Genomic DNA, 24,037 nt, shown 5'->3' on the forward strand with positions numbered 1-24,037 from the left:
ACTGGGACAGCTAGGACTGGCGACGGCAGGGCCGTAGCCTGCGCTGGTCATGTCCGGTACGCCTTCGACGCCCGCGCGCCCTGCCGACGGCGGCGATGCGGCGGCCCCGAAGTCGTTCCGTACGCCGATCGGGACGCACGATCTCGCGCCGCCCGAATCGAGCCGCTGGGTGGCGTTGCTGGGAGCCTTCATCGCCGCAGCCGACCGTGCCGGCTTCGGCTATCTGCAGACGCCGATCTTCGAGGACATCGGCGTGTTTGCGCGCATCGGCGAGGGCACCGACGTGGTCGGCAAGGAGATGTACGAGTTCTTCGACCGCAGCGACCGCCATCTGGCGCTGCGGCCCGAGTGCACAGCGTCGGTCTGCCGCGCATTCGCCCAGCACCGCCCCACCACGCCGTGGAAGGTCTGGTATCAGGGGCCGTTCTTCCGCTACGAGGCGCCCCAGGCCGGCCGCTACCGCCAGTTCCACCAGATCGGGGCGGAAACGCTCGGCACCGACGACCCTGATGCCGATGTGGAGATCATCGCCCTCGCCACCGAGTTCTTCCGCGCAATCGGGCTGCAGCGGGTACCGCTGCTGGTGAACTCGATGGGCGACGCCGACACCCGCGCTGCCTACGGCGAGGCACTGAGCACCTACCTGCAGCGTCGCATCGGCGACGTGGACCCGCAGGATCAGGACAAGATCGAGCACCACCCGCTGCGCATCCTGGATTCCAAGCGTGCGGCCACGGCGGCAGTAGCCGCGGAAGCCCCCCGGATCATCGACCATCTGTCGGCAGCCACGGCAGCCCACTTCGAGCGGGTGCGCGAAGGGCTGGATGCACTCGGGATCGAGCACGACGTCGAGCACAAGCTCGTACGGGGGCTCGACTACTACACCCGCACCACGTTCGAGTTCCGAGCCGCCAGCCTCGACGCCGCCCAGGACACGATCTGCGGCGGCGGTCGCTACAACGGGCTCGTGGAGGCGCTCGGCGGTCCGCCGACGCCTGGCATCGGCTTTGCCCTGGGCATCGAGCGGCTGCTGCTGGCCTGCGATGCCGAAGGCGTCTTCGATGTTCCGGCGCAGCGGGCCGAGGTGTGGGTGATCGACACGGCGGGAGGCGCTGCGGCACGCGATCTCACGCACGAGCTTCGCTCGGTGGGCATCCGGGCAGACCGAGCATTCGACGACCGGTCGATGCGGGCGCAGATGCGCGCTGCTGACCGCTCCGGTGCCGAGATAGCGCTCATCGTGGGCAGCGACGAAGTCGACGCCGGCACCGTCACGGTTCGGCCGCTCCGACGCCCTGACGGCGGCGAGGCTGACATTGCGCAGCAGACCGTGCCGCGTGCCGAGCTGCTGGGCGCGCTGCGGCGCATCTTCGACGAGCTCAATGCGGAAGGTGGGACGTGATGGGCACAGCGATGCGAACCGACTACTGCGGGCGGCTGAGCCGTGCCGACATCGGCCGCGAAGTCACCGTCTGCGGCTGGGTCTCCCGGCGCCGCGAGCACGGCGAGCACCTGGCCTTCGTCGACCTGCGCGACCGCACCGGCATCGTGCAGTGCGTCGTGGACCACGCTCACGATCTGCGTTCGGAGTACGTGCTGTCGGTGACCGGCACAGTTCGCGTACGTCCAGAAGACACAGCCAATCCCGACTTGGCCACCGGCGAGATCGAGATCGGCGATGCGACGGTTGAGGTGCTGTCGCGCTCCGAGCCGCCGCCATTCCAGATCGACGGCCGCACCGAGGTCGACGAGATGCTCCGCATCCGCCATCGCTACCTCGACCTGCGGAACCCCCGCATGCACTCGAACCTGGTCAATCGGGCACGGGTGAACGCAGCGATCCGCCGCTCGATGGAGGCGGCTGAGTTCATCGAGGTCGAGACGCCGACGCTGGTGGCATCGACGCCTGAGGGCGCCCGCGATTTCGTGGTGCCGAGCCGCCTGCATCAGGGGCGCTTCTACGCGCTGCCGCAGAGCCCGCAGCTGTTCAAGCAGCTCTGCATGGTGGGCGGCATCGACCGCTATTACCAGATCGCCCGCTGCCTGCGCGACGAAGACCTGCGGGCCGATCGGCAGTTCGAGTTCACCCAGCTCGACCTCGAGATGAGCTTCGCCAGCGGCGCCGAGGTGCGGGCCGTGATCAGCGAGGCGGTCGCCGAAGCCGCTTCCGAGATCACCGGAGCGCGCCCTGCAGCGATGCCCGAGATCAGCTGGCACGAGGCGATCGACCGCTACGGGTCGGACAAGCCCGACCTGCGCTTCGGGCTCGAGCTCGTCGAGCTCACCGACCTGTTCGCGGAGACCGGCTTCAACGCGTTCAAGGCGCCTGCGGTTCGGGGCATCCGGGTGCCCGGCGGCGGCGACATCAGCCGCAACGCAGTCGACGATCTCACCAAGCAGTGCCAGCGCTGGGGCGCCAAGGGCCTCGTGTGGATGCGAGTCGGCGCTGGCGAGCCGCTGGCCGACGGCGCCCGCAGCGCGGCCGGTGGCCGGCTGGCCGTCATCTCTCCGGTCGCCAAGTTCATGTCAGATGCCGAGATCGACGGCGTGCTGGAGCGCCTGGGCGCCGAGGCGGGGGACATGTGCTACCTGGTGGCCGACACCTGGCGCAGGGCCAGCGGGGTGCTCGGCCTGCTGCGGCTGGAGCTGGGCCGCCCACCGGTGAACGAGGGCGGCCTGCACTTCCTGTGGGTGGTCGACTTTCCGCTCTTCGAGGACGTCAGTGCAGATGGCCTCCCGATCCCGGCGCACCACCCGTTCACGATGCCCCATGCCGACGATCTGGACATTGTCGCCGCGGCATCGGCGCGCATGGCATCTGGCGGCGGCTTCGATGCTGAGACCTTGCTGGGCGTGCGCTCGCAGGCGTACGACCTCGTGCTGAACGGCTGGGAGCTGGGCTCGGGCAGCGTCCGGATACATCGGGGCGACATCCAGCAGCAGGTCTTCGATCTGCTGGGCATCGACCCGGCTGCAGCGCAGGAGCGATTCGGGTTCCTGCTGGATGCGTTCCGGTTCGGCGCTCCGCCGCACGCCGGCTTTGCGTTCGGCATCGATCGGCTAGCAGCGCTGCTGTGCGGCGAGGAGAACATCCGCGAGGTCATCGCGTTCCCCAAGAGCCAGTCCGGCGCCGACCCGCTCACCAATGCCCCGAGCCGCATTTCAGCCGACCAGCTGGAAGAGTTGGGCTTGGCTGTCATCGCCTCGGACGAAGAGGTCGATTCGTGAGCAGCAGCGATCTGGCCGCCGTGGTGGTGACAGTCTGCGTGGTGGTCGCGTTGGTGGCCCTGATCGCCGTGCTGACCCAGGCCTTCGCATTGATGCGGGAGTTCCGGCGCAAGCTGGAGGACTTCGACTCCAAGGTCGGGCCGGCGCTGAGCCAGCTGGCTGATACCGCTGAGATGGCTCAGACCGAGATCGGCCGGCTGCGGGACCTGCTGAACATCGCGCAGAAGGTCGCCGGGCTGGCCGAATCCGCCGGGGCTGGCGCCGCGAGGATTGCCGGTGTGCCGGTCGACAAGGTGAGGGCAGCAGCCGAAGCCCTGCGCGGCAAGTTCGGTGGCACGGAGAGCGAGACGTCTGCAGGCAGCCAAGGCACTGCCGCAGGCAGCGAGGAAACAGGGCGCTGAGATGCTGAAACGGTTGCGATGGCTGACGCTGGGTGCCGGACTGGGTGCTGGTGCCTCGCTGTGGGTGCAGCGGCGGTTGCGTCACCTCCTCGACCGATATGCACCGGTTCGCGGCACGGCGACGGCGCTCGGCACTGCCCGCCAAGTGCGTCGCGACCTCAAGACCGCTTGGCAGGACGGTCGCAAGCGCATTGACGCGGCGTGGGAGGACGGCAAGCGGCAGATGGAGGACGCCGAGCAGCGTCTGCGCGACGAGCGGGACCGTCGCTGGGCCGAACGCCGCCACCGCCGCGAAGCCGCCTAGGCGGTCATAGAGACCGCTCGGCGACACAGCGCCCCCGGAGGCCGCGAAGCGGCCATAGCTATCCTTGCTCCGATGCGCGCCGGCGAACTGCGTGAAGCGTTCAACTCGTTCTGGGCGGAACGAGGTCATGAGGTCCGCGCTTCCGCGAGCCTGATCCCGCACGAGCCGTCGCTGCTGTTCACGGTGGCGGGCATGGTGCCGTTCATGCCCTACTTCCTCGGTGAGGAGGTGCCGCCGACGCGCCGCATGGTCACCATCCAGAAGTGCGTCCGGGCGGGCGGCAAGCACAACGACCTCGATGACATCGGCCGCACGAACCGTCACTTCACGTTCTTCGAGATGATGGGCAACTTCAGCTTCGGCGACTACTTCAAGGCCGAAGCCATCCCTTGGGCCTGGGAGTTCGTCACCGAGGTGCTCGGACTCGAGCGGGACAAGCTGTGGGTGACGGTGCACGTCAGCGACGACGAGGCCGCCGAGATCTGGCAGACCTCCGTCGGCGTCCCGCCCGAGCGCATCCAGCGCCTCGACAAGGACAACTGGTGGGCCGCCGGAGACGTCGGACCGTGTGGGCCCTGCAGCGAGATCTTCTACGACCTCGGGCCCGAGCTCGGCGACGGCGGCGGCCCTGCGCACGGCGGCGAGGACCGCTTCGTCGAGATATGGAACCTGGTGTTCATGCAGTTCGCGGCCGACGGCACCGGCGAGATGACACCGCTGGAAGCCCCCGGCATCGACACGGGCGCCGGCCTCGAGCGGATCCTGGCGGTGCTCCAAGGCGTTCCGGCCGCGTGGGACATCGACCTGTTCGCGCCGCTGCTGGCCGAAGCCGAGCGCATCTGCGGCAAGACCTACGGCACCGATCCCGAGACCGATGTCTCGATGCGCATCTTCGCCGACCACGCCCGCACGACAGCGATGCTCATCTCCGACGGCGTGTTCCCCTCCAATGAGGACCGCGGCTACGTGCTGCGGCGCATCATCCGACGTGCTGTGCGCCATGCCTGGGTGCTCGGTGTCACCGATGTCGTGATGCCGCGACTGGTCGAGATCGTGGTGGACGTGATGGGCGATCACTACACCGACCTGGTCAAGAACCGCCAGTTCATTGCCGACGTGGTGGCCCGCGAGGAGGAACGTTTCCGGACCACTCTCGCTGCGGGCCAGAAGATCCTGGACGAAGCCACGGCAGATCTGGGCCCGACGGATCCAGACGACGAATCAGCCGACTCGAGCAACATGGTGCTCGACGGCGAGGTCGCCTTCCTGCTTCACGACACGCACGGGTTCCCGGTGGAGGTGACCGAAGAGATCCTCACCGAACGCGGTCTGAGCCTCGACCGCAACGGCTTCGAGGCCGCTATGGAACGCCAGCGAGAGCGAGCACGCGCTGGCCGGGCCGGCGGCCCGACGTTCGCGGACGAGCGCTACCGGGAGATCCTGGCGCAGTTCGGGCCCACGGACTTCGTGCGGGATGCACCGACGGTGGCAGACGCCCGGGTGCTCGCCGTGTTCGACCTGCCGCAGGACGACGACGGTCCGGGCGGCGATCTGGTCGAGGTGTTCCTCGATCGCACGCCGTTCTACGCCGAGAGCGGCGGGCAGATCGGCGACATCGGCACCATCACCGGTCCCGACGGCAGCATCGAGGTGCTCGACTGCACGTACGCGCTCGCCGACCTGCACCGTCACGTCGGGAGCGTCGTGGGCGACGGTGTCGAGGTCGGTTCGCTGGTCAGCGCCGAGATAGACGACGGGCGTCGGGCGGCGATCCGGCGCAACCACACGGGCACCCACGTCTTGCACTGGGCGCTGCGGGAGGTGCTGGGCGACCACGTCAAGCAGGCGGGCTCGCTGGTGGCGCCCGACCGCTTGCGTTTCGACTTCAGCCACTACGAGGGTGTCAGCCGCGACCATCTGCGCGAGATCGAGCGCGTTGCGAACGCCGAGATCATCGCCAATGGCCGCTGCCGCCACTATGAGACTTCGATGAGCCACGCACAGGCCATCGGCGCCATCGCCTTCTTCGGCGACAAGTACGGCGACGTAGTGCGGGTGCTCGAAGCGGGCGAGCACTCGGTGGAACTGTGCGGCGGCACCCACGTGGCGGCCCTCGGCGACATCGGGCACCTGCGCATCGTCTCGGAAGCGAGCATCGGCTCGAACATGCGGCGCATCGAGGCGGTCACCGGCCTCGCGACCGTCGATCGGCTCGCTGACGCTGAAGACACGCTGGACTCGCTGGCCGAGATGCTGAACGCACAGCCCGACGAGCTCGCCGCCGCGGTGCAGCGACGGCTGGACGAGACACGCGAGCTCCGCCGCCAGGTACGCGATCTGCAGCGTTCGATGGCGGCGTCACGCGCCGATGAGTTGGCGGCCGGGGCCGACAGCGGCGTCGTCGTCGCCGACCTCGGCGACCTCGAGCGGGACTCATTGCGCGACCTGGCAGTGTCGGTGCGCGACCGCGACGGCATCCGAGCTGTGGTGCTGGCCTCGGCGCCGGCAGCCGGGGGAGTGGCGCTGGTCGCAGCGGTGGATCCCGACGGCAGCCTGTCTGCGGGCGACCTGTTACGCGACGCAGCCCGGACGGTCGGCGGCGGTTTCGGTGCCAAGGGCGACCCGCCGCTGGTCGTGGCCGGCGGCCGCAACCCCGACGGCATCGGTGACGCCCTGGCCCAGGCCAGAGCGGCAGCACTCGGGGAGTGAGCGGGGCGCCGGGCCCGATGATGCGGGCTGTCGGCGTGGATCTGGGCTCGGTGCGTATCGGCGTGGCCGTGGCGCCGGCCGACGCTGCAGTGGCCGTGCCCTACGAAGTCCTCGAACGCAGCGGCGAGCGTGCCCGAGACCACGAAGCGCTCGCAGGTATGGTCGCTGACGTGGGTGCGGAGGTGGTCGTCATCGGCCTGCCGACCTCGCTCGACGGCAGCGAAGGACCGGCTGCGGTGGGCGTGCGAGCCGAGGCCGGCGAGATAGCGGCGGCGCTCGACGTGCCGGTGGTCTTGCACGACGAGCGCTACACGACTGTGAGCGCGGAGCGCATCCTTTCCGAACAAGGCATGCGGGGCCCCGCTCGCCGCAAGGTCATCGACAAGGTGGCTGCTGCGGTCATCCTGCAGTCGTGGCTCGACGCACGTGACTGACGACAGCACCGACGCTCCCCGCGACGGCCGCGAGGTGCGCCACGCGTCCGGCAACGCCGGCCGTGCGACTGCCGTGAGAGCGCCATCGGCCGTGCGGCGGCTGGCAGACCGGCTCGCTGGCCTCGTGGGGCTGGCATCCGACGGCGAATCTCCCCGAGCCGAGCCGGGTCTCGCAGCGAGTACGGAGATCGGCGGCGATCACGGTTCGGCCGCGCCGGCCACGGACGCCCAACGTGCGCTGCCGCCGGGAGCCTCCGTGTCGCCATCAGTGCCTGGGGCCGGTGCGCAGAGCTCGCCGCCGGTCGGAGGCCGCCGAGGCGTCGACTTCGAGGTGGTGAGCACGCGACGCGGCTTGGGCACGCCGGGCGCGTTGCTGTTTCTCGTGGTGCTCGGCGTCATCGCCTGGATGGCGGGCAGCCGCGGCTACCGCTGGGTGTCCGAGCAGCTCGATCCTCCCGGCGATCCCACCGGCGAGATCGTGCTGACGCTGCCGCCCGGATCGAGCACAGCGAGCATCTCCGACCTGCTCGGCGATCACGGTGTGGTCCCCAGTTCGCGGGCCTACGAGTGGTATGTGAGGTTCAAGGGCGGCCCGGCGTTTCAGGCCGGCGAGTACACGTTCCAATCCAACTCGTCCGTCTGGGAGACCCTGGCGGTGCTCGAGGCGGGGCCGAGCCGGGTTGCCCAAGCCGCCCAGCAATCGCTCACCATTCCCGAAGGCCTGACGGTGGCGCAGATGGCCGCGCTGCTGGACGAGGTGGAGGGCCTGAGCTTCAGCGGCAGGGACTTCGGTGAGGCCATCCGCGAGAGGCCGGTGCTCTCGCTGGTTGCGCCAGTGCCTCGCGTGCTGCCCGACGGCGTCATCGAACCGGCCGAGGGACAGCTCTTCGCCGATACCTATTTCTTCGACTCCCAGACGAGTGCCGAGCAGCTGGTCGCGCTGATGGTCGACCGGCTCGATGCGGTGCTGACCGAACTGGGCTACGACGATGCCCCCCGGCGTGTGGGCCTGACGCCGTACGAGGCGCTGATCGTGGCGAGCATGATCGAGCGGGAGGCCCAGCGGCCCGAGGACCGGGCCAAGGTGGCGCGGGTGATCTACAACCGGCTGGCGCGGGGCTGGTCGCTCGGCCTCGATGCCACGGTCGTCTACGTGGTGGGCGAGAGCGAGCTGACCGCAGAGCTGCTGGCGGTCAACTCGCCGTACAACACCCGGGTGCTCGTGGGACTGCCGCCCACGCCGATTGCCACCCCGGGCCGCGCCTCGCTCGAGGCCGCACTGAATCCGACCGACGGGCCCTGGATGTACTTCGTGCTCACCTCTCCTGACGGCACGCTGTCGTTCTCCGAGACCGACGAGGAATTCCAGCGCGACAAAGCGGTGTGCCAAGAACTGGGCCTATGCGGCTGAGGGCAGCGCGGCTGAGGGCAGCGTGGCTCAGAGGCTGCAGGCCGCGGGATCGCGCACCCGTCGGCGCTCAACGACGAGAATGTGGCCATGATGCGGCCGAGCGGCACCACGCGCCTCGCGGGAGTCATCGGCGACCCGGTACGGCACTCGTTGAGCCCGGCACTGCACAACGCAGGCTTCGCCCACTTGGGCCTGGACTGGACATATGTCGCGCTCGAGGTGCCGGCCGGCGGCGGCGCGGCTGCCGTCGCCGCGATGCGCGCCCTGGGCATCGACGGCCTGTCGGTGACGATGCCCCTCAAGGCGGAGGTGGCTGACGCCTGCGACGAGCTGTCTCCTGCCGCAGCCATGCTGGGAGCTGTCAACTGCGTGCGCCGCAGCGGTGACCGGCTGATCGGCGAGAACACCGACGGCGTGGGCTTCGTGAACTCGCTGCGCAGCCAAGCGGGCGTCGAGCCCGTTGGCAAGCACGCGGTGGTGCTGGGTGCTGGCGGCGCGGCGCGCGCCGTGGTGGTGGCGCTGGTGAGCGAGGGCACCTCGGTCACGATTGTGAACCGCTCCATCGAGCCGGCCATGCGGGCTGCGGAACTCGGCAAGACGGCTGCGTTGGCGGCCGGTGTCGGCAGCTCCATGTCGGTGATGGTCGGCGCTCCCGGCGCGGTGCGAGACGCCGACCTGGTCGTGAATGCCACGCCGCTCGGCATGCACGGGAGCGATCCATTGCCGGTCGAACCGGAACTGCTGCACGGCGGGCAGCTCGTGGTGGATCTCATCTACACGCCCGCGGTGACGCCGATTCTCGAAATCGCCGACGAAGCGGGGGCGCAGACCCTGAACGGCACGGGAATGCTCTTGTTCCAGGCTGCCGAGCAGTTCAAGATGTGGACCGGCCGCGATGCACCCACGAGGGCGATGGGGGCAGCCGTCGGCCTGGACATCGCCGGGTAGCTCCCCGGCCCAGCGCAGCCTTCTGCGGCTGCCGGCGACCGGAGGGCCAACGGCGTGATCTCTGCAGCACCGAGCACGGCAACCGCCCTCGACGCGGGCGTGTTGGCCCTGCTGGCGGCCGCGCTGGGTGGCGTTGCTGCCGGTGCGGCTGCCACCCGATGCGCCCGGCGCTGTTTCGCGGTCAGCCTGCAGCCGGCGTTGACGATGGCGGCGTGCACAGCGACGGGCGCGATGCTTGCGCTGCGGATCGGCGCCCACCCCTACCTCGCACCGCTGCTCGCATTCGGCTGGGCCGGCGTGATGATCTCCGCGGTCGACCTGCGCACCCACCTGATCCCTACCCGGCTGCTGCGTGCCTGCGCCGCCGTCGCGGTCCCGTTGGTGTGTACGGCCGCGGTGCTCGACGGCGGCTTCGCAGGGTTGGCGAGCGCGGCGGCCGCGGCAGCCGTCGGAGCAGCCCTCGGCTGGGGGGTGATGCACGTCATCTGGCGCGCCGCCCGGGGCGGGCTCGGCTATGGCGACGTGCGGCTCGGCGGCTACCTCGGCTTGCATCTGGGGCTCGGCGGGCTCTCCGCCGTGTGGGCCGGCCTGCTCGCAGGCTTCGCCATCGCCGCAGCCCTCGGTGCTTTCGGTGTGGTCGCGTTGGGCCGGAGCGCCGACCACCGGTTCGCCCTCGGACCGTCGCTGGTCGCCGGCGCGCTCGTCGCCGCCTGGTGGTTCATGCCGCCGGGCCTTGCCGCGTGAAGCCGTCCTCGCCCATACCGCTCGCTTCCCGGCAGGCATCCGCTGCGCGCATCGTCGTTCCCGCAGAGAGCCAGCCGGGATGCATCGGTACCCTCGCAGGCGATGTCGGGCACTCTCCGCGTCGATGTTCCGCTGGGCGACCGCTCGTACCCCGTGCTGGTCGGCGCCGGCGCGCGCCACGAGCTCGCCTCGGTCCTGCGCGAATCCAAGCTGACTGCCGGCGCGCAGCGTGCCGCGGTGGTCACCCAGCCGGGTATCGACGTCGACGTGGATCCAGGCATCGGATGTGAGACTTTCGAGATTCCCGACGGTGAGCGGGCCAAGGAGCTGTCCACCGTGGGCGAGCTGTGCAGCGCGTTCACTCGCTTCGGCCTCACCCGCCGTGACGTCGTGGTGGGTGTCGGGGGAGGCGTCGTCACCGACGTGGCCGGCTTCGCAGCGGCGGTGTACCACCGGGGCGTCGCGGTGGTACATATCCCCACCACGCTGCTGGGCCAGATCGACGCCGCTGTGGGCGGCAAGACAGGTGTGAACCTGGCCGAGGGCAAGAACCTCGTCGGGGCTTTCTGGCAGCCCGCGGCAGTGCTGTGCGATACCGAGGTGCTCGACACGCTGCCCGAGCGTGAGCTGCGTGCCGGCTACGGCGAGCTGGCCAAGTACCACTTCATCGGCTGCTCACCGCGGGCCGCGCGTCTCATCGGTTCCCACCGGTCGCTCGCTCAGCGCCTGGACGGCGGCGAACCGCTCAGCTCGCTCGAAGGGGCAGAACTGGTGGCGGCGTGCGTCGCCATCAAGGCCGAAGTGGTGGCTTCCGACGAAACCGAGAGCGGTCGCCGGGCGTTGCTGAACTACGGGCACACGCTGGGGCACGCGCTCGAGATCGCCGGACGGTTCGACCTGCGCCATGGCGAGGCGGTGGCCATCGGGCTGCGGTACGCGGCCATGGTCGCTCGCCTGCTCGGACGCATCGACGACGATCGTGTGGCCGAGCACGAGCGAGTGCTCGACGCCTATGGACTCGACGCGAGCCTGCCCCACGGCATCGACCACGACGAGATCATCGAGCTGTTCGGCCGAGACAAGAAGGCTGCCGGCGGCATCACTTTCGTCCTCGACGGCCCCGATGGCCTCGAAGCAGTGCCCGGCATCGACCCCGGCGTGCTGCGCAGCGCGCTCGAGCGGATGTGAGCGGGAGGAGTCGCTGCATGTCTCGCCACGTCATGCTGCTGCTGTCGGGCCCGAACCTGAACCTGCTCGGCACCCGCCAGCCCGAGATCTACGGCACCGACACGCTGCTCGATCACGTGCGCGCCGCCCGCCGAGCCGCCACCGAGCGCGGCTGGGACCTCGAGCACCGCCAGAGCAACCACGAGGGCGATCTCGTCGACGCCATTCACGCAGGCATCGGCCGGGTAGAGGCCATCGTGGTGAACCCTGGTGCGCTCACCCACTACGGCTGGTCGCTGCACGACGCGCTGGCCGCGTTCGAGGGCCCGATCGTGGAGCTGCACCTGTCGGAGCCACGCGAGCGCGAGCCGTGGCGGCACACCTCGGTGGTGGAGCCGCTGGCGACTGCCCGGGTGGCGGGGGAGGGCGGCGCCGGCTACCCGCGGGCGGTCGCACTGGCTATCGATGCGGCGCTCGCCGCTGCCGATGACCCCGATGCCGGCGATGAAGCCGACCGGCCATCGTGACGCCCTGTCGTGACGGCGGGTGGTGCTTGTACCGTCCCGCTGCGAATCTGCACGCACCCAGGCTGACCTCGAGGCGCTGACATGGCCATCTCCACCGCCGACTTCCGCAACGGCATGACGCTCGACCTCGCCGAAGGGCTGTTCCAGCTCACCGAGTTCCAGCACGTCAAGCCGGGCAAGGGCGGCGCGTTCGTGCGCACCACGCTGAAGAACGTCCGCACCGGTGCCACGCTCGAGCGCACGTTCCGGGCGGGCGAGCGGATGGAGCGCGCGGTCATCGACCAGCGCGACATGCAGTACCTGTACGCCGACGGCGACTCGCTGGTGTTCATGGACACCGACAGCTACGAGCAGCTCCCGGTCAGTCGGGCGGCGGCGGGCAGCGCCACGAGCTTCCTGGTGGAGGGCGAGACGGCAACGGTGGTGCGTCACGGCGACGAGGTGCTGGGCGTGGAGCTGCCCGCATCGGTGGTGCTGGAGGTGGCCGATACCGATCCCGGCGTGCAGGGCGACCGGGTGTCGGGTGCGCGCAAGCCGGCCACGATGTCCACCGGGCTGGTGGTGCAGGTGCCGCTGTTCATCGAGACCGGTGAGCGGCTGAAGGTGGACACCCGCAGCGGCGACTACATCGAGCGGGCCCGCGGCTGAGGCCTTCGGGCTGCCGCGACATGCTCGGAGCTTCAGCCATGAGCCGCCCGAGCGACCCGTTCGCCGCTCCCGACGAGCCGACCCGGCGCCGGGAGGCGCGCCAGCGCTCGGTGGAGCTGCTGTACGAGGCCGAGATGAAGTCGTGCGAGCTGGCCGATGTGCTCGCCGAGCAGATCAGCGATCTGGACCCGTTCGCGCTCGAGCTGGCCACCGGCATCGACGCCCAGCGCGAGATCCTGACCGGGCGGCTCGCCGGGCTGTTGAACGTGGGCTGGACGCCGGAGCGCCTCGGCGTGTGCGACCGGCTCATCCTGCTGCAGGGCCTGTTGGAACTGGAGCGAGGGGCGGCACCCGCGGCAGTCGTGATCAACGAGGCCGTCGAGCTGGCACACCGGCTGGGCGCCACCGATCGCAGCGGGGCCCTGGTGAACGGCGTGCTCGCCGCCGCAGTCGACGGCCGGTGATGGCCGGATCGTGACGGCCGACACGTGAGCCCGGCAGGCGATCCGCAGCCGCGACGGATCGCCGAACGCGAACTCGTCTTCCTGCTGGGCGCCATCAGCGCCACCACGGCGCTGGGCATCGACATGGCGCTGCCCGCCTTCACCGAGATCCGGCTGGGTCTCGGTCTCGCAGCCGATTCGCCCCGGGTGGCGCTCACGGTCACGCTGTACTTCTTCGGCCTGGCCGGCGCGCAGATGCTCTATGGCCCCTTCACCGACCGCTTCGGCCGCAAGCCGGTGCTGTACGCCGGCCTGGCCCTCTACACCCTGGGGGCGCTTGGTTCAGCGCTGGCGCCCACGTTCGGCGTGCTGATCGCCAGTCGCCTGATCTGGGGCATCGGTGCCGCCGGGCCCCGCGCACTGTCGCTGGCCATCGGCCGAGACCTCTATGAGGGCGACCGGCTGGGCCGTGTGCTGTCGGCGGTGGCAGCGGTGTTCATGGTGGTTCCCGCCATTGCGCCGCTGCTCGGCCAAGCAGTGCTGGCCCTCGGGTCGTGGCGTTGGGTGATGGGCGCGCCGATGGTGCTCACGGTGGTGCTGGCGTTGTGGATCATCCGGCTGCCCGAGTCGCTGCCGTCTGAGCGCCGACGCCCCCTCACCCTTGCGCGCACGCGCGAGGCCATCGTCGCCGTGTTCACCAACAAGCTCACCATCGGCTCGGCGCTGGCGGTCATGTTCGACATGGGCTCGTTCTTCGCCTTTCTGGGCAGCAGCCAGCTCCTGTTCGATGACGTGTACGGCCGCGGCGACGTGTTCGCCTACTACTTCGCCGGCATGAGCGTGTGCATGGGGCTGGTGGTGTTCACCGGCAGCCGGCTGGTCACCACGATCGGCGCCGACCGGATGATCGTGACGCTGCTGCCGGCCACGGTGGCGATGTCGGCGGGGCTGGCGCTGTGGTCGTGGCAGGCCGGGGGCCAGCCGTCGTTCTTCGGCTGGTTCGCGGTGATCGTGGTGATCAACGCTGTGCGCACGTTCGTCAACCCGCTGATGCAGGCCCAGGCCATGGGGCCGATGGGCGACCTGGCCGGCACCGCATCGGCGGTGATCGGCACGATCTCGACAGGCGGCGGCGCAGTGCTCGCCCTGCTCATCGACCGCATGATCGCCGGCTCGGTGACCCCGCTGGTCACTGCGTATGCCGGCTACGGGGCGATCGGGCTCGGCTTCGCCCTGTGGGCCCGCCGCCACCGGCCGTCATCATTCGCCGCCGGCGCCTAGGGCCAGCGGCTGCTTTCGTGCCTGCGCGCCGCAGCAGCGGGGCCAGTCCATCGCGCTCGCAGGAAGTGCCAGACCGCAGCGATTCTGCCGTGTACATCACATATCTTGAAAATCATTGGAATCATCTGAAACAACGCGCCTAGAACTCGCATCGACTCTTCGCGGCGATCCCGACCGAACGCGATGACCGCGAAGACGATTTCGCACGACGAGTTCGCAGGAGCTGAGCGATGGCCATTCGAAGGCGCCGCAGCCTGACCGCACTGGGACTGCTGGCAGCCGTTGTCGGGGCGCTCGTGGCAGCGTGCAGCGACGACGGCGGAGAACCAGTCGATCCTGCCCCGTCGATCTCGGCCGCCGCCGGCGACGCCATCGGCGGCACCGACAGCGTCGACACAGAGCAGCGCTCAGCGCTGGGCGATCAACCCGCCGGCGAGGCACGGCTGATCGTTGCGGGCAACGGCGGGTACCCGAGCTCGCGAGCGCATCTCCCGTCGCTCGAACTGCAGTCGGCCGTAGCGATCGGCGGCGGCCGCGTCTGGGTCCCCTGGCCGACGTATCCGGAGCCGCATCTCGACCCGGTACGGCAGCTCCAGCCGGCCGCCGTGGGCTCGCACTCGAAACTGCTCGACGATGTCGGGCGGGGTTACGACTACGTCGTCCGTCAGCGGGCGCAATGGGAAGCGATGCCGCCCTACCTGCCGGAAGCTCGGACAGCATTCGCCGAAGGGACCCGGGCAGCTCGACGTCGCGGAGGTACCGAGACGGCGTGGGAGCTGGCAATAGATCCAGCGGGGCTCGACTACGAAACCCGCATCCATGCGGATCGCAGCGTCGCCTACGACCACGTATCGCTGTGCCCTCCGCATCCCACACCCGCCTCACTCGGCGCGAATCCGGGTGTCACAGACGCCGAGCAGGAACGGGCCGGTGCGGCCATCGAAGCGTTCATCACCGGGATGCGCTCGCCCGGGGGGCGACCGATGCATTCGTGGGGTACGACGGTCAACGAGGTCGCCAAGCTGCTCGTCTACAGCCCCGGCGAGCCGATGGAGCTTGCTCTCGGCGGCCACAGCCTGACTGACGCGGGATTCTTCCCCGGCGACTGGTCGGTGCCGGCGAAGCGCTGGCTCACCCGGCGAGCCGCCCAGGGCGCGGTCACGGACTCGATCATCGGGCACGCCGCTGTCAGCAGTGGCCCCGCCACCCTCTGGGAAGCCTGCAGCGATCTGGCCACGATCATCCCGGGCATCTACACCACCTCGCACCGCACCTTGCAGCTCGAGTCGCTGTGGGCTCGTGGTCTGCGGCTCGAGTTCACGACGCCCCCCGTCGAGCGAGCCTGGGTAGCCGATCTGAGTGCAGCCGGGCACGCACTGGCGGTGATCTGCCATCCATCAGGGCAGTCCTTCCTGCTGGACGCATCGACGGGCGAACGTCTCGACGCCGGCACCGATCACGGTGCGCATGTCGAGGCCATGTGGCTCACATGGTCCCGGCTCAGCTACCGGGTGCTGCGAAATGCCCTGTTCGAGGGCGACTGCGACAGCGACGCCTTCGCCCACGCAACGCGGTGGCTGCAGGGCGAGAAGGACACTCAGGCAGCGACCATCGACTGGAGCGAACCCCGCGCTTGGGGTTCAGGTGTGCGCAATCAGTGGATTGCTGTGCGTCAGTGGGTCGCGGTGCCTCAGCAGGAGGTGTGGCGAGCCCACCGCGATCACGGGTGGCACCTGGGATTCTGGTGCGAGACCGGCATCCCGGTCGGCGCGCTGGTCGATGGCGAGCTGCGGCGAGGGGAGCTGGCGTCGCACTGCACTCCCGAGCAGTGGTCGGTGCTGGCCGCAGCGGCGGCAGCTGCGCCCGAAGTGACAAGCGAGCTCTCGGCCACACACTGGGAACCGGGTGCGAGCTGGCACGAGCGCATGTACCTCTCGCCATTCAAATCGCTCGAGCAGGTCCTCGGTTGTCATGCGGATCCTGACCTCATCGACGAGGCGCTTGCTCGGCCGGTCGAGCGGCGGGCGAAGAAGCCGTGGCCGCCGCGCTCGCTCCCGCTCGCTGCCGATGGGCATGCCTATCCGCGTCCCATGCCGCCGTGCCCCGGCGCCGGCTGGCCGCCGCAGACCGATCAGTTCTGGTGGCCCGCGGCCGACCCGCTGGCTGGGCAGCCGTCTGGGGCCGAGGCACGGGGCGACGCGCCCGCCGGAAGCACCGCGGGGGCGCCGTCATGATCTGCAGCACGGCGGCAGCCTCGCCCCGGCCCCCGGCGGCGACCGAGTCCCGAATCGATCGTGCCGGACACACTCGAGCCGTACGGCACTGGATTGCGGGCGGTGTCGCGGTGGTGACTGCGCTCATCGTCGCATTTGCTCTCGACGATTCCGCCGGCGCACAGACGTCGGTGGCACCCGTGCTGAGCTGCAGCGGCAACATGGTGCTCGACCGTGCCAGCGGGAAGTGCCTGACGGTGCACACCCAGACTGCGCTGCGCCCCTCGTACTGCCCGGCGGGCTCCACCAAGGTCAGCGGCCACTACGGCGGCCATGAATGCCAGACCAAGGTGACCAAGACCGTGAACACCGGGCGGACGAGGCGGGTCTACAGCCACACGACGTATGCAAACGTGTGGGTGCCGACCGGCACCGAGACGGTCCAGACCGGCACGAATCGCGTCTGGGTGCCGCCGAAGACGATGATCGAGCCGCTGGTGCCGCCCGTACGGGTGCAGGTGGGCACTCGCACCGAGTCGAAGACAGTGACCCGCCCCGGGCCCGATGTGCTCTACGAGGTCAGCTACGAGGTGCAGGTCGAGACCAAGCGTGTTGTGCGGCGATGCTCGTTCGACCCGTTCGCCGGTCGGCAGTGCTGGAACGAAACGGTCACCGACACGCACACAGAGACCCGCACGCGTCTCGAGTGCTGCATTCCCGGCCCGCCGATCACTGAGACCCTCACGACAGAGGTGCCCGTCTACGAGTGGCGGACGACCCGCACGTCGACCATCCCGGGCTACTGGCGGGAGGATCCGGTCTACGAGACACGCGAGACCGGCTACTGGGACCGGGTGCCGACGATCCACTACACCACGGAGCCCGTCTACGAGACGGTGACCGAGTGGGTGACATCGCCGGCGACGCAGGGGCCGTGCGGGGCGGGTTGGCAGGCAGTGGGCAGTCAGTGCCAGCGCACCTTCCTGGGCGGGCCGTCCGCGCCGGCACAGCAGAGCTGTCCAGCCGGATCTGTACCCCGCTACGGCGATGCGCTCGGCGGCGTCGGGCCGTCCGTGTTGACGTGCCAGTCGACGGCGCCTGGCTCCGGCACCGACACCGGCGCCGAGCAGGACGACAGCGGCGGCTCCGACGAGAGTCTCGATGGCAACGCGCGGCCGCTGCATCACCTGGCCGGCGAGAGCGATGAGCGGCTCGCCGAGCTGGGCATTCATCGGTGTGCAGACGGCCTGTTGTCGTACGTGTCCTGCGACAAGCTGCCGGGCCGTACATGGGACAGCGACCCTGACATCTGCGATGACATCGAGGGAACGACCTACCGCCCCGATCACGGGGGCACTTGTGTCACCGGCAGCGATCTGCTCAGCAAGTGCACGACCCCCGGCGATTGTGAAGAAACGACTATCCGCACCTACTGCCCGGCAATCGGGGAGCTCACGGGAACCCAGATTCAAGAGCATGCCCACCCAGCTCGCGGTTCAGAGACCTACCGGGTGTGCATCTTCGACTGCTCGAGCTTCAGCACCTTGCCGCCGTACGTGCGAACGCGCATCAACGGCTCGTATGACTACGCCTGCCGGCCCGTCGATGACGACACCGAGGACGCCGAGAGCGGCGACGACGCAGGCGATGACGAGGATGACGACGAGATCCAGGACGACGAGGAAGAGGACGACGAAGAAGAGAACGACGAAGAAGAGGACGACGAAGACGACGACACCGAAGATGACGAGGAAGAGGACGACGAAGACGACGACACCGAAGACGAGGACGACGAGGAAGAGGACAAGGAAGACGACGACACCGAGGACGACGAGGAAAAGACCGAGGACGACGACGACTTCGACGAGGACGACGGCGATGATGACGACGGCGGCACCGACGAGATCCCGCCGACGCATACCACGGTGCCTCCCGATGACGAGTGCGCAACGGTTCCTCCGACGACTGCGGCCGCTGACGCTCTCGGCGGACTGAGGTGGGTGTCCCACGTTCGCTCTGCCGACTCTGAGCGTTCGCCCCAGCGGCACTTTCCCGGCGGTGGGCACTACCTGCAAGTCGCTCCCGGACAGGGTTGGGCCGAGATCCGCGGAGCGGTAGACGTCTCTGAGCACGGGTGCCGGTGGATCGCCACGTGGGTGCGCGTCTCCTGGGCGGATCAGCGGCCATGGGTGGCTGCCGAGCGCCGCGCGATGGAGGCGGGTGCGAGCACCCGGCATCTGGTCATGCGATGGGATGCGCTGAGCGCAGATCAACGCCTGCTCGTACGCCAGTGGCATCGACCCGGTGCAGTACCCGCGGAGGTCGTCTGCACAGTTAGTGACGCCGCGGGCGCAAGCGCAGCTGCTTTGTGCGGATGGGTGCTCGCGTACCCGGCGGCGTACGCCTGGGGCGCGAGCGTCTGCTTCGAACTGGAGGGCGCACCGGTCCGATCAGGTTCGGGGCTGCGAAGCGGCAGCGAGCCCGGTGGCAACGATCCATGTTGGGTGCCGCTCGCGTCGGGCGTGGACTGGATACGTTCGATCGGGGACTACGCAGACGGCCGCGTGACTGTCGCGCAGAGCGGAGAGCGGCCGTGACGGCGTCTGCTCGGCCTGGCTTCGGACCCGAGGAGCAGCTCACCGGTGCGCCCGGCATGACGCGACACGGCATCGAGCCGTGGCGGATCGGGGTCTCGGCAGTGATCGTGGCGGTTGTCGTGGCGGCGATCTGGCTGTGGGGGCGTCCGCACCAGGGGTCGCCACAGGCGCTCGTGGCGGTGACATCCGAGGCGTGGTTCGCCGGCCAGCCGCCAGGTGCCTTCGACGCGGTAGAGGTCCCGCAAGATCTTGCCGACCAGTTCGCCGATCCTGACGAGGTGGCGGGCAGCGTCACGGCCTTCGATGTCCCCGCAGGTACCTTCGTCACGCCAGCCCTGCTGGGTCCGCCTGAGGCTGCTGCCGGCGCGAAGACCGTCATGCGCCTGCGGGCGGACACCTCCGCATGGCCGCCACCGGGCCCCCGAGCCGGCAGTCATGCTGTCGTGGCCGGAGTGCTCGGCGGCTGCGCACTCGACGTGACAACTCTGGCGGGCGGCGCCGAGGGGAGCATCGTGGTTCACGTCGATGCAGCGGGCGCTGCACGCTACGCGAGCGCCGCGGACATCGACGGGCTTGTGGTGTGGCCCGCACCGCCCGATGGCTGGCCCCAGTGCCGATCGGCGGGAGGCTGAGCAGTGCTGCTCGTGCTGTGCGATGACGCCCTGGATCCAGCGACTCGCGACTGGGTGCGCGATGCGATGCGGGCTGGTCTGTCTGCGGTTGCGGGCCAGATCTGGTTCGCCGCCGACGTGGTGTCGATGCCGCGCCCGGACGAGGGCGGGGAGCCGTACGTGGTGTGGTTGACCAGCGACGTCGAGTCCGATGCCATCGCTGCCGCGACGGCCGCGTCCAGCGAGGTGGTGCTGCTGCTCGGCGTGACCGCAGCTCGTGCCGCCACCCGTCCAGCCGGCAGCCCTCACGCCGCCCATGCATGGCACGCCGCGGTGTCGCGCGGGGTGCCACGCACCGCAGTGTGGCTGCCGGGCGCAGACGGCGGGCGCGGAGATCCCACCGGCGAATTGTCCGCTGCGCTGGATGCGAACCGGGTGGTGCGCATCAAGCGGGTCGGAACCCGCGGCGCGTACCGGCAGCTTCACCGGTTGGGGCGCTCGCTGGCGTCATCGGCATGCGCCCCGCAGCGACTCGACCGTACCGACGGTGCGGTGCGGCGCCGCACCGCTGCGCGCGCCGCCACCGACGCGCTCTCCGAGCTGCTGGACGAGCCTGACATCGAGGAGTTTCAGATACGAGGCGGGGAGTCGATGCTCGTGCAGTATGCGGACGGCCGGGTGGAGAGACGGCCATCGCCGTTCGCTGCCGATGACGACCTCATCGAGGCAGTGCGATTTCTGGCGAGCTATTCCGGCGATCGACCCCAGCGCTTTGACGAGTTGGACCCCCGGCTGGACGTGCGGGTCGGCGACCGCTGGCGCCTTCACGCCGAGGCGTTCGTGACAAGCCCGCCCAACGTCGTGCTCCGCTCGAACATGGCGGGCCGGATGCGTCTCGACGATCTCGGCATCGCATCGAACGAGCTCGGCAGCGTGCTCATCGAGGCCATTGCGGGCAGGGTGCGGGCCAACGTGGTGGTGGCGGCTGCGATGGGCGGCGGCAAGACCACGCTGTGCCAGGCGTTGCTCGCCGCAGTGCCCGACCACGAGCGCATCGACACCATCGAGGACACGCCAGAGCTGCGGCTGGCGGAGTACGGCATCCATCCCAACACCTACGAGCGGCTGACACGCGATGCCAATCAGGACGGCCACGGCCGTCATTCGATGGCCGATCACATACGCGATGCCAAGCGGGCAAATGCCGCCAAGCTGGTAGTGGGGGAGATTCGCGGCGAGGGCTGCGAGGCGCTGCTGGATGCGATGTCCTCGGGCTTGGACGGGTGCCTGGTCACGCTCCACTCGCAGCCCGGCAAGGGCGTCTTGGAGAAGCTGGTGGCGTACGCCTGCTCAGAAGGAGCGGAACCCGACTACGCGCGCCGTCAGATTGCAGCTGCAGTCGATCTCTGCGTTTGGATGGGCCGCAATGACGCCGGGGAGCGCATCGTCGCTGACGTGACCCAGCTCACTGGCATCGATGATCTCACCGGAGTCATCTCGACGACATGCTTGTGGGCGCTGCGGCCGGGCGACCGATGGGCTACCCCGGCCGGCCGACCTGCCGGCCGCATAGCGGAGGTGTATGCGTCCGCTGGCCTTCCCGAGGCCGGCGGCGACGCCGAACTGCCAACCGCGTATTCCCAGATCGTCGACGTCCCGGTGACTCCGGATCTCGCGGCATCCGAGCCCGCCGGAGCCGCATCGCCTCCGGCGGTTCGCGCATCCGACGAGGGATCCATGCCTGAGTCCGCCGCCACCGCCGTGCCGTCATCAGCCGTGCCTGTGGTGCAGGCACCTGCGCCGCAGAAGACCGCCGCGTCGACAGCCGTCCTTGCGCCGGTCACGCCGCAGGATGATGCGCCCGCATTCCAGCCGACGCGGCGCAGCGGTGCACAGCGTGGTGGCGTTCTGTGGGATCCGGGCCCGCTCGTGCCGATCGACGATCCGCCGGCGTACGAACCGCTCGTTGGCGAGGACGGCGCGTGCTGAGGCTCGCGGCGCTCGGGGCGGCCGGCTGCGCTGCGGCGCTGTGGTTGGTGCTCGCGGGTGCTGCCCCCGAGCGCCGCCGAGACGGCAGCCCGACGCGCTGGCCGTGGGCGATAAGCGGCACAGCGGCCTTCGTCGCCGGACTGGCGTTCGGACCCGCCGCCGCCGGCCTAGCGGGTGCAGTCGTCGGCATCTGTGCCTGGTGCGCGGCGGCCATCGTCCGCAGTCGCCGCCGCGTCGCCGCGGCGGAATCGGTGGCGCAGTTCGCGTCGATCCTGTCCAATCAAGCGCAGGTCTCGCGCACCGTGGTCGATGCGCTCGAGACTGCGGCGCCACTCGCTACCGGCCCCATTGCCGACACGGCCGCCCGGTTCGTCAATGAATGCCGCAGCGCGGGCGTGGATGCCGCCGCGCAGCAGTTCGCGGCGGGCACCGAGGGTGCTGTCGCAGCATGGCTGGCCGACGCTGTTGCTGTTGCCGCGTCGAGCGGCGGCGAATGGGTGCCCATCTTGGGTGTGCTCGAGTCCGAAGCAGCCGAGGACGCAGCCACCGCGCGCCATTTCCACCGTCACGTCGCGGCGAACCTGCCCCAGCTCGGCCTGTCGGCCGTACTGGGCTCGGCGGTCGCCCTCGGCAGCGCCCTGGTGAGTCCCGATGCCTGGGCGTGGCTGATCGGGCCTCAAGGCCAACGGGTCGGCCTCGCGGCCATCACCATCGCGGCAGCGATCTGCGCCCGCCCGCTGGCCTCGGCCTGGGAGCTGACCCGGTGAGCGTGGTTCCGCCGTCGCTGGGGGTGCTCGTGTTCTGGATCCTCGTGGGGATGGGCGCCGTCGCGGCGGTGGGATTGGCTGCGGGCAGCGAGCGGCGTCGCCGCAACCGTCGGCGACTGGCCGCGCTGGGCTGGACCACGCCACGATTGGCCGTGCTGGCGACGGTGGTCGCCGTGAGCGCTGTCGGCATCGCCTTCGTTGCCAGCAGCCGATTCTCCGCGGAGGCCGCTGCGTCGCCCGCGCTGGCGTTGGCATGGTCGTTGCTGGCAGCGGTTGCGGTCGCCTGGGCGGTACCTGGGCTGGTGGCAAGCTCGGCGTTGTCGGGCAATCGTCGTCGGCTGGATGGTGCCGTGCTGCTGTGGCTTCGCCGCATCCGGCTGTTCGTGGCGGCAGGGCACCCGATCAGCGTCGCTGTGCTCGACGCAGCCGAGCGCGTCAGCGATCCAGCGTTCGCGCCGGCGGCGGGTGCCGTCAACGCGGCGGTGCTTGGCGGACGTGACCCGCTGTCGGCTGTCGCGGCGCAGCTGGCCGACTCGCCGACCGCATCGCTGCTGCGCACGGTGGACGCTGCCGAGCGCTCGGGCGCGGCGGCATCGCAACTGCTGGACCGCGTGCTGGACCGTGTCGTGCGAGCCATGGACGACCGCCGCCGCGAGTCCATCGACCGCCTCGGCCGCTCGGTCGGCGCCTCCGCCTCGCTGCTCGCCGTAGTGGCGTCCGCCGTGGTCATGGTGACCATCGTCATGACCCTGCCCTCGGTGTGAGGCAGCCGATGAGCGCCGCATGCGAGACCCCCAACGCCCCGAACCCGACCGCCCGCAGGAGCGGGCAAGGAGCAGAAACATGGATTCACCCGTCACCAAGCTGATCTTCATCGCCGCCGCCGTCGCCGCTTCGATTCTGGTGGTGACAGTGATGTGGACCACTCTCGGCAACAACGCTCCCCAAGCTCACGACAGCAGCGTCGACAAGTCCAAGATCACAACTTCGGAGCTGTGTGCCGCGGTCGGTGGTAGCTGGGACGACAGCAACACCCCGAAGTGCGGCTAGCTAGCTGTGAGACCGAGCTGGCTCGTGTCAGCCACTGCCGTGCCGATCTGCGCCCATTGAGCGCATCGACAGAGGTCTGCATCCTCGATGGACAGCTCGCTCTCGATATTGCGGCTGTTCAGCGTGCTGGCGGTGTTCATGGCGCTGGTGATCTCGCTGTTCGTTCACCAGGTGGGCGCTGCCGCGGCGCAGGGCGCTGCCGACGCCGCGGCCATTGCCGTCACCGACCTGGTGCCGCCCGGCTGGGATTGCACGGAGGCGAACCTCCCAGCCGGCGCGGGGGCCATCGCAGCGAGAGCAGCCGTGGACCGCACCGCGCAGCTTGCCGCCGTCCAGCCCACGGCTGTCGAGCTGCGTGCCGACGGCACCTGCTCGGTGATCGTCGCGGTGCGCGTCGAATCCGCGGGCTGGCTCGGGTCGACCGGCGCGCTCGGTGTTGCCTGCCGCCGTCCGCCGTCGGCCGAGGGAGCGGCGCTGCGAGCGCCGGTGGCACCACCGTGCTGAGCGACGAGGCGGTTCCGTCTCGGAGCCAGGCACATGGGCCGCGACGCATCGCGGTACATTC

Annotated in this window: 22 protein-coding genes; all 22 read left to right on the forward strand. The window is 69.8% G+C overall.

Features of this window, described 5'->3' with window-relative positions; translation table 11 throughout:
* The first annotated feature begins 49 nt into the window (after positions 1–49).
* The 22 genes from hisS (at position 50) to ACOGI5_RS10365 (ending at position 23,976) form a co-directional block, all read left to right on the forward strand.
* Positions 50–1,402, forward strand: coding sequence for a histidine--tRNA ligase (hisS, locus tag ACOGI5_RS10260; RefSeq protein WP_419864323.1), 1,353 nt, complete (start codon positions 50–52; stop codon positions 1,400–1,402).
* Positions 1,402–3,228, forward strand: a complete 1,827-nt coding sequence (gene aspS / locus ACOGI5_RS10265) for an aspartate--tRNA ligase (protein WP_419864324.1) — start codon at positions 1,402–1,404, stop codon at positions 3,226–3,228. The genes hisS and aspS overlap by 1 nt, the downstream gene beginning before the upstream one ends.
* Positions 3,225–3,629, forward strand: a complete 405-nt coding sequence (locus tag ACOGI5_RS10270) for a hypothetical protein (protein ID WP_419864325.1) — start codon at positions 3,225–3,227, stop codon at positions 3,627–3,629. The genes aspS and ACOGI5_RS10270 overlap by 4 nt, the downstream gene beginning before the upstream one ends.
* Before the next feature lies 1 nt (position 3,630).
* Positions 3,631–3,933 (forward strand): hypothetical protein, encoded by a 303-nt coding sequence (locus tag ACOGI5_RS10275; protein ID WP_419864326.1) that lies wholly within the window; start codon positions 3,631–3,633, stop codon positions 3,931–3,933.
* Positions 3,934–4,005: 72 nt separating this feature from the next.
* Complete coding sequence (gene alaS / locus ACOGI5_RS10280) at positions 4,006–6,642, forward strand: alanine--tRNA ligase (protein WP_419864327.1); 2,637 nt, start codon at positions 4,006–4,008, stop codon at positions 6,640–6,642.
* Positions 6,639–7,076, forward strand: coding sequence for a Holliday junction resolvase RuvX (ruvX, locus tag ACOGI5_RS10285; protein ID WP_419864328.1), 438 nt, complete (start codon positions 6,639–6,641; stop codon positions 7,074–7,076). The genes alaS and ruvX overlap by 4 nt, the downstream gene beginning before the upstream one ends.
* Positions 7,069–8,487 carry an endolytic transglycosylase MltG gene (gene mltG, locus ACOGI5_RS10290; RefSeq protein WP_419864329.1) on the forward strand — a complete coding sequence of 473 codons (1,419 nt, stop codon included), beginning with the start codon at positions 7,069–7,071 and terminating at the stop codon, positions 8,485–8,487. Before ruvX ends, mltG begins: the two co-directional genes overlap by 8 nt.
* An 87-nt stretch (positions 8,488–8,574) precedes the next feature.
* Positions 8,575–9,435, forward strand: coding sequence for a shikimate dehydrogenase (aroE, locus tag ACOGI5_RS10295; protein WP_419864330.1), 861 nt, complete (start codon positions 8,575–8,577; stop codon positions 9,433–9,435).
* 54 nt (positions 9,436–9,489) lie between these two features.
* Positions 9,490–10,179, forward strand: a complete 690-nt coding sequence (locus tag ACOGI5_RS10300; RefSeq protein WP_419864331.1) for a hypothetical protein — start codon at positions 9,490–9,492, stop codon at positions 10,177–10,179.
* A gap of 102 nt (positions 10,180–10,281) precedes the next feature.
* Positions 10,282–11,367, forward strand: a complete 1,086-nt coding sequence (locus ACOGI5_RS10305) for a 3-dehydroquinate synthase family protein (RefSeq protein ID WP_419864332.1) — start codon at positions 10,282–10,284, stop codon at positions 11,365–11,367.
* A 17-nt stretch (positions 11,368–11,384) separates the two neighbouring features.
* Positions 11,385–11,873: a type II 3-dehydroquinate dehydratase gene (locus ACOGI5_RS10310; RefSeq protein WP_419864333.1), complete on the forward strand. Its 489-nt coding sequence runs from the start codon at positions 11,385–11,387 to the stop codon at positions 11,871–11,873.
* Positions 11,874–11,954: 81 nt separating this feature from the next.
* Entirely contained in the window at positions 11,955–12,521 is a 567-nt protein-coding gene (gene efp / locus ACOGI5_RS10315; RefSeq protein WP_419864334.1) for an elongation factor P, read from the forward strand.
* Between the two features lie 38 nt (positions 12,522–12,559).
* Positions 12,560–12,985, forward strand: a complete 426-nt coding sequence (locus ACOGI5_RS10320; RefSeq protein ID WP_419864335.1) for a transcription antitermination factor NusB — start codon at positions 12,560–12,562, stop codon at positions 12,983–12,985.
* Between the two features lie 24 nt (positions 12,986–13,009).
* Positions 13,010–14,245 (forward strand): multidrug effflux MFS transporter, encoded by a 1,236-nt coding sequence (locus ACOGI5_RS10325; protein ID WP_419864336.1) that lies wholly within the window; start codon positions 13,010–13,012, stop codon positions 14,243–14,245.
* 230 nt (positions 14,246–14,475) lie between these two features.
* Positions 14,476–16,479, forward strand: a complete 2,004-nt coding sequence (locus ACOGI5_RS10330; protein ID WP_419864337.1) for a hypothetical protein — start codon at positions 14,476–14,478, stop codon at positions 16,477–16,479.
* A 110-nt stretch (positions 16,480–16,589) separates the two neighbouring features.
* Positions 16,590–19,055 carry a hypothetical protein gene (locus tag ACOGI5_RS10335; RefSeq protein WP_419864338.1) on the forward strand — a complete coding sequence of 822 codons (2,466 nt, stop codon included), beginning with the start codon at positions 16,590–16,592 and terminating at the stop codon, positions 19,053–19,055.
* Positions 19,052–19,687 (forward strand): hypothetical protein, encoded by a 636-nt coding sequence (locus tag ACOGI5_RS10340; RefSeq protein WP_419864339.1) that lies wholly within the window; start codon positions 19,052–19,054, stop codon positions 19,685–19,687. The genes ACOGI5_RS10335 and ACOGI5_RS10340 overlap by 4 nt, the downstream gene beginning before the upstream one ends.
* Before the next feature lie 3 nt (positions 19,688–19,690).
* Positions 19,691–21,655, forward strand: coding sequence for an ATPase, T2SS/T4P/T4SS family (locus tag ACOGI5_RS10345; protein ID WP_419864340.1), 1,965 nt, complete (start codon positions 19,691–19,693; stop codon positions 21,653–21,655).
* The gene (locus ACOGI5_RS10350; RefSeq protein ID WP_419864341.1) at positions 21,649–22,422 is read left to right on the forward strand and encodes a hypothetical protein; all 774 of its coding nucleotides are present in this window, start codon (positions 21,649–21,651) and stop codon (positions 22,420–22,422) included. The genes ACOGI5_RS10345 and ACOGI5_RS10350 overlap by 7 nt, the downstream gene beginning before the upstream one ends.
* The gene (locus ACOGI5_RS10355; RefSeq protein ID WP_419864342.1) at positions 22,419–23,186 is read left to right on the forward strand and encodes a type II secretion system F family protein; all 768 of its coding nucleotides are present in this window, start codon (positions 22,419–22,421) and stop codon (positions 23,184–23,186) included. Before ACOGI5_RS10350 ends, ACOGI5_RS10355 begins: the two co-directional genes overlap by 4 nt.
* Positions 23,187–23,265: 79 nt before the next feature.
* Entirely contained in the window at positions 23,266–23,472 is a 207-nt protein-coding gene (locus ACOGI5_RS10360) for a hypothetical protein (protein WP_419864343.1), read from the forward strand.
* Positions 23,473–23,559: 87 nt separating this feature from the next.
* Entirely contained in the window at positions 23,560–23,976 is a 417-nt protein-coding gene (locus ACOGI5_RS10365) for a hypothetical protein (protein ID WP_419864344.1), read from the forward strand.
* Positions 23,977–24,037 lie beyond the last annotated feature (61 nt).

Origin of the sequence: Candidatus Poriferisodalis sp. (genome assembly GCF_965208925.1) — a bacterium.
Classification (GTDB): domain Bacteria; phylum Actinomycetota; class Acidimicrobiia; order Acidimicrobiales; family Poriferisodalaceae; genus Poriferisodalis.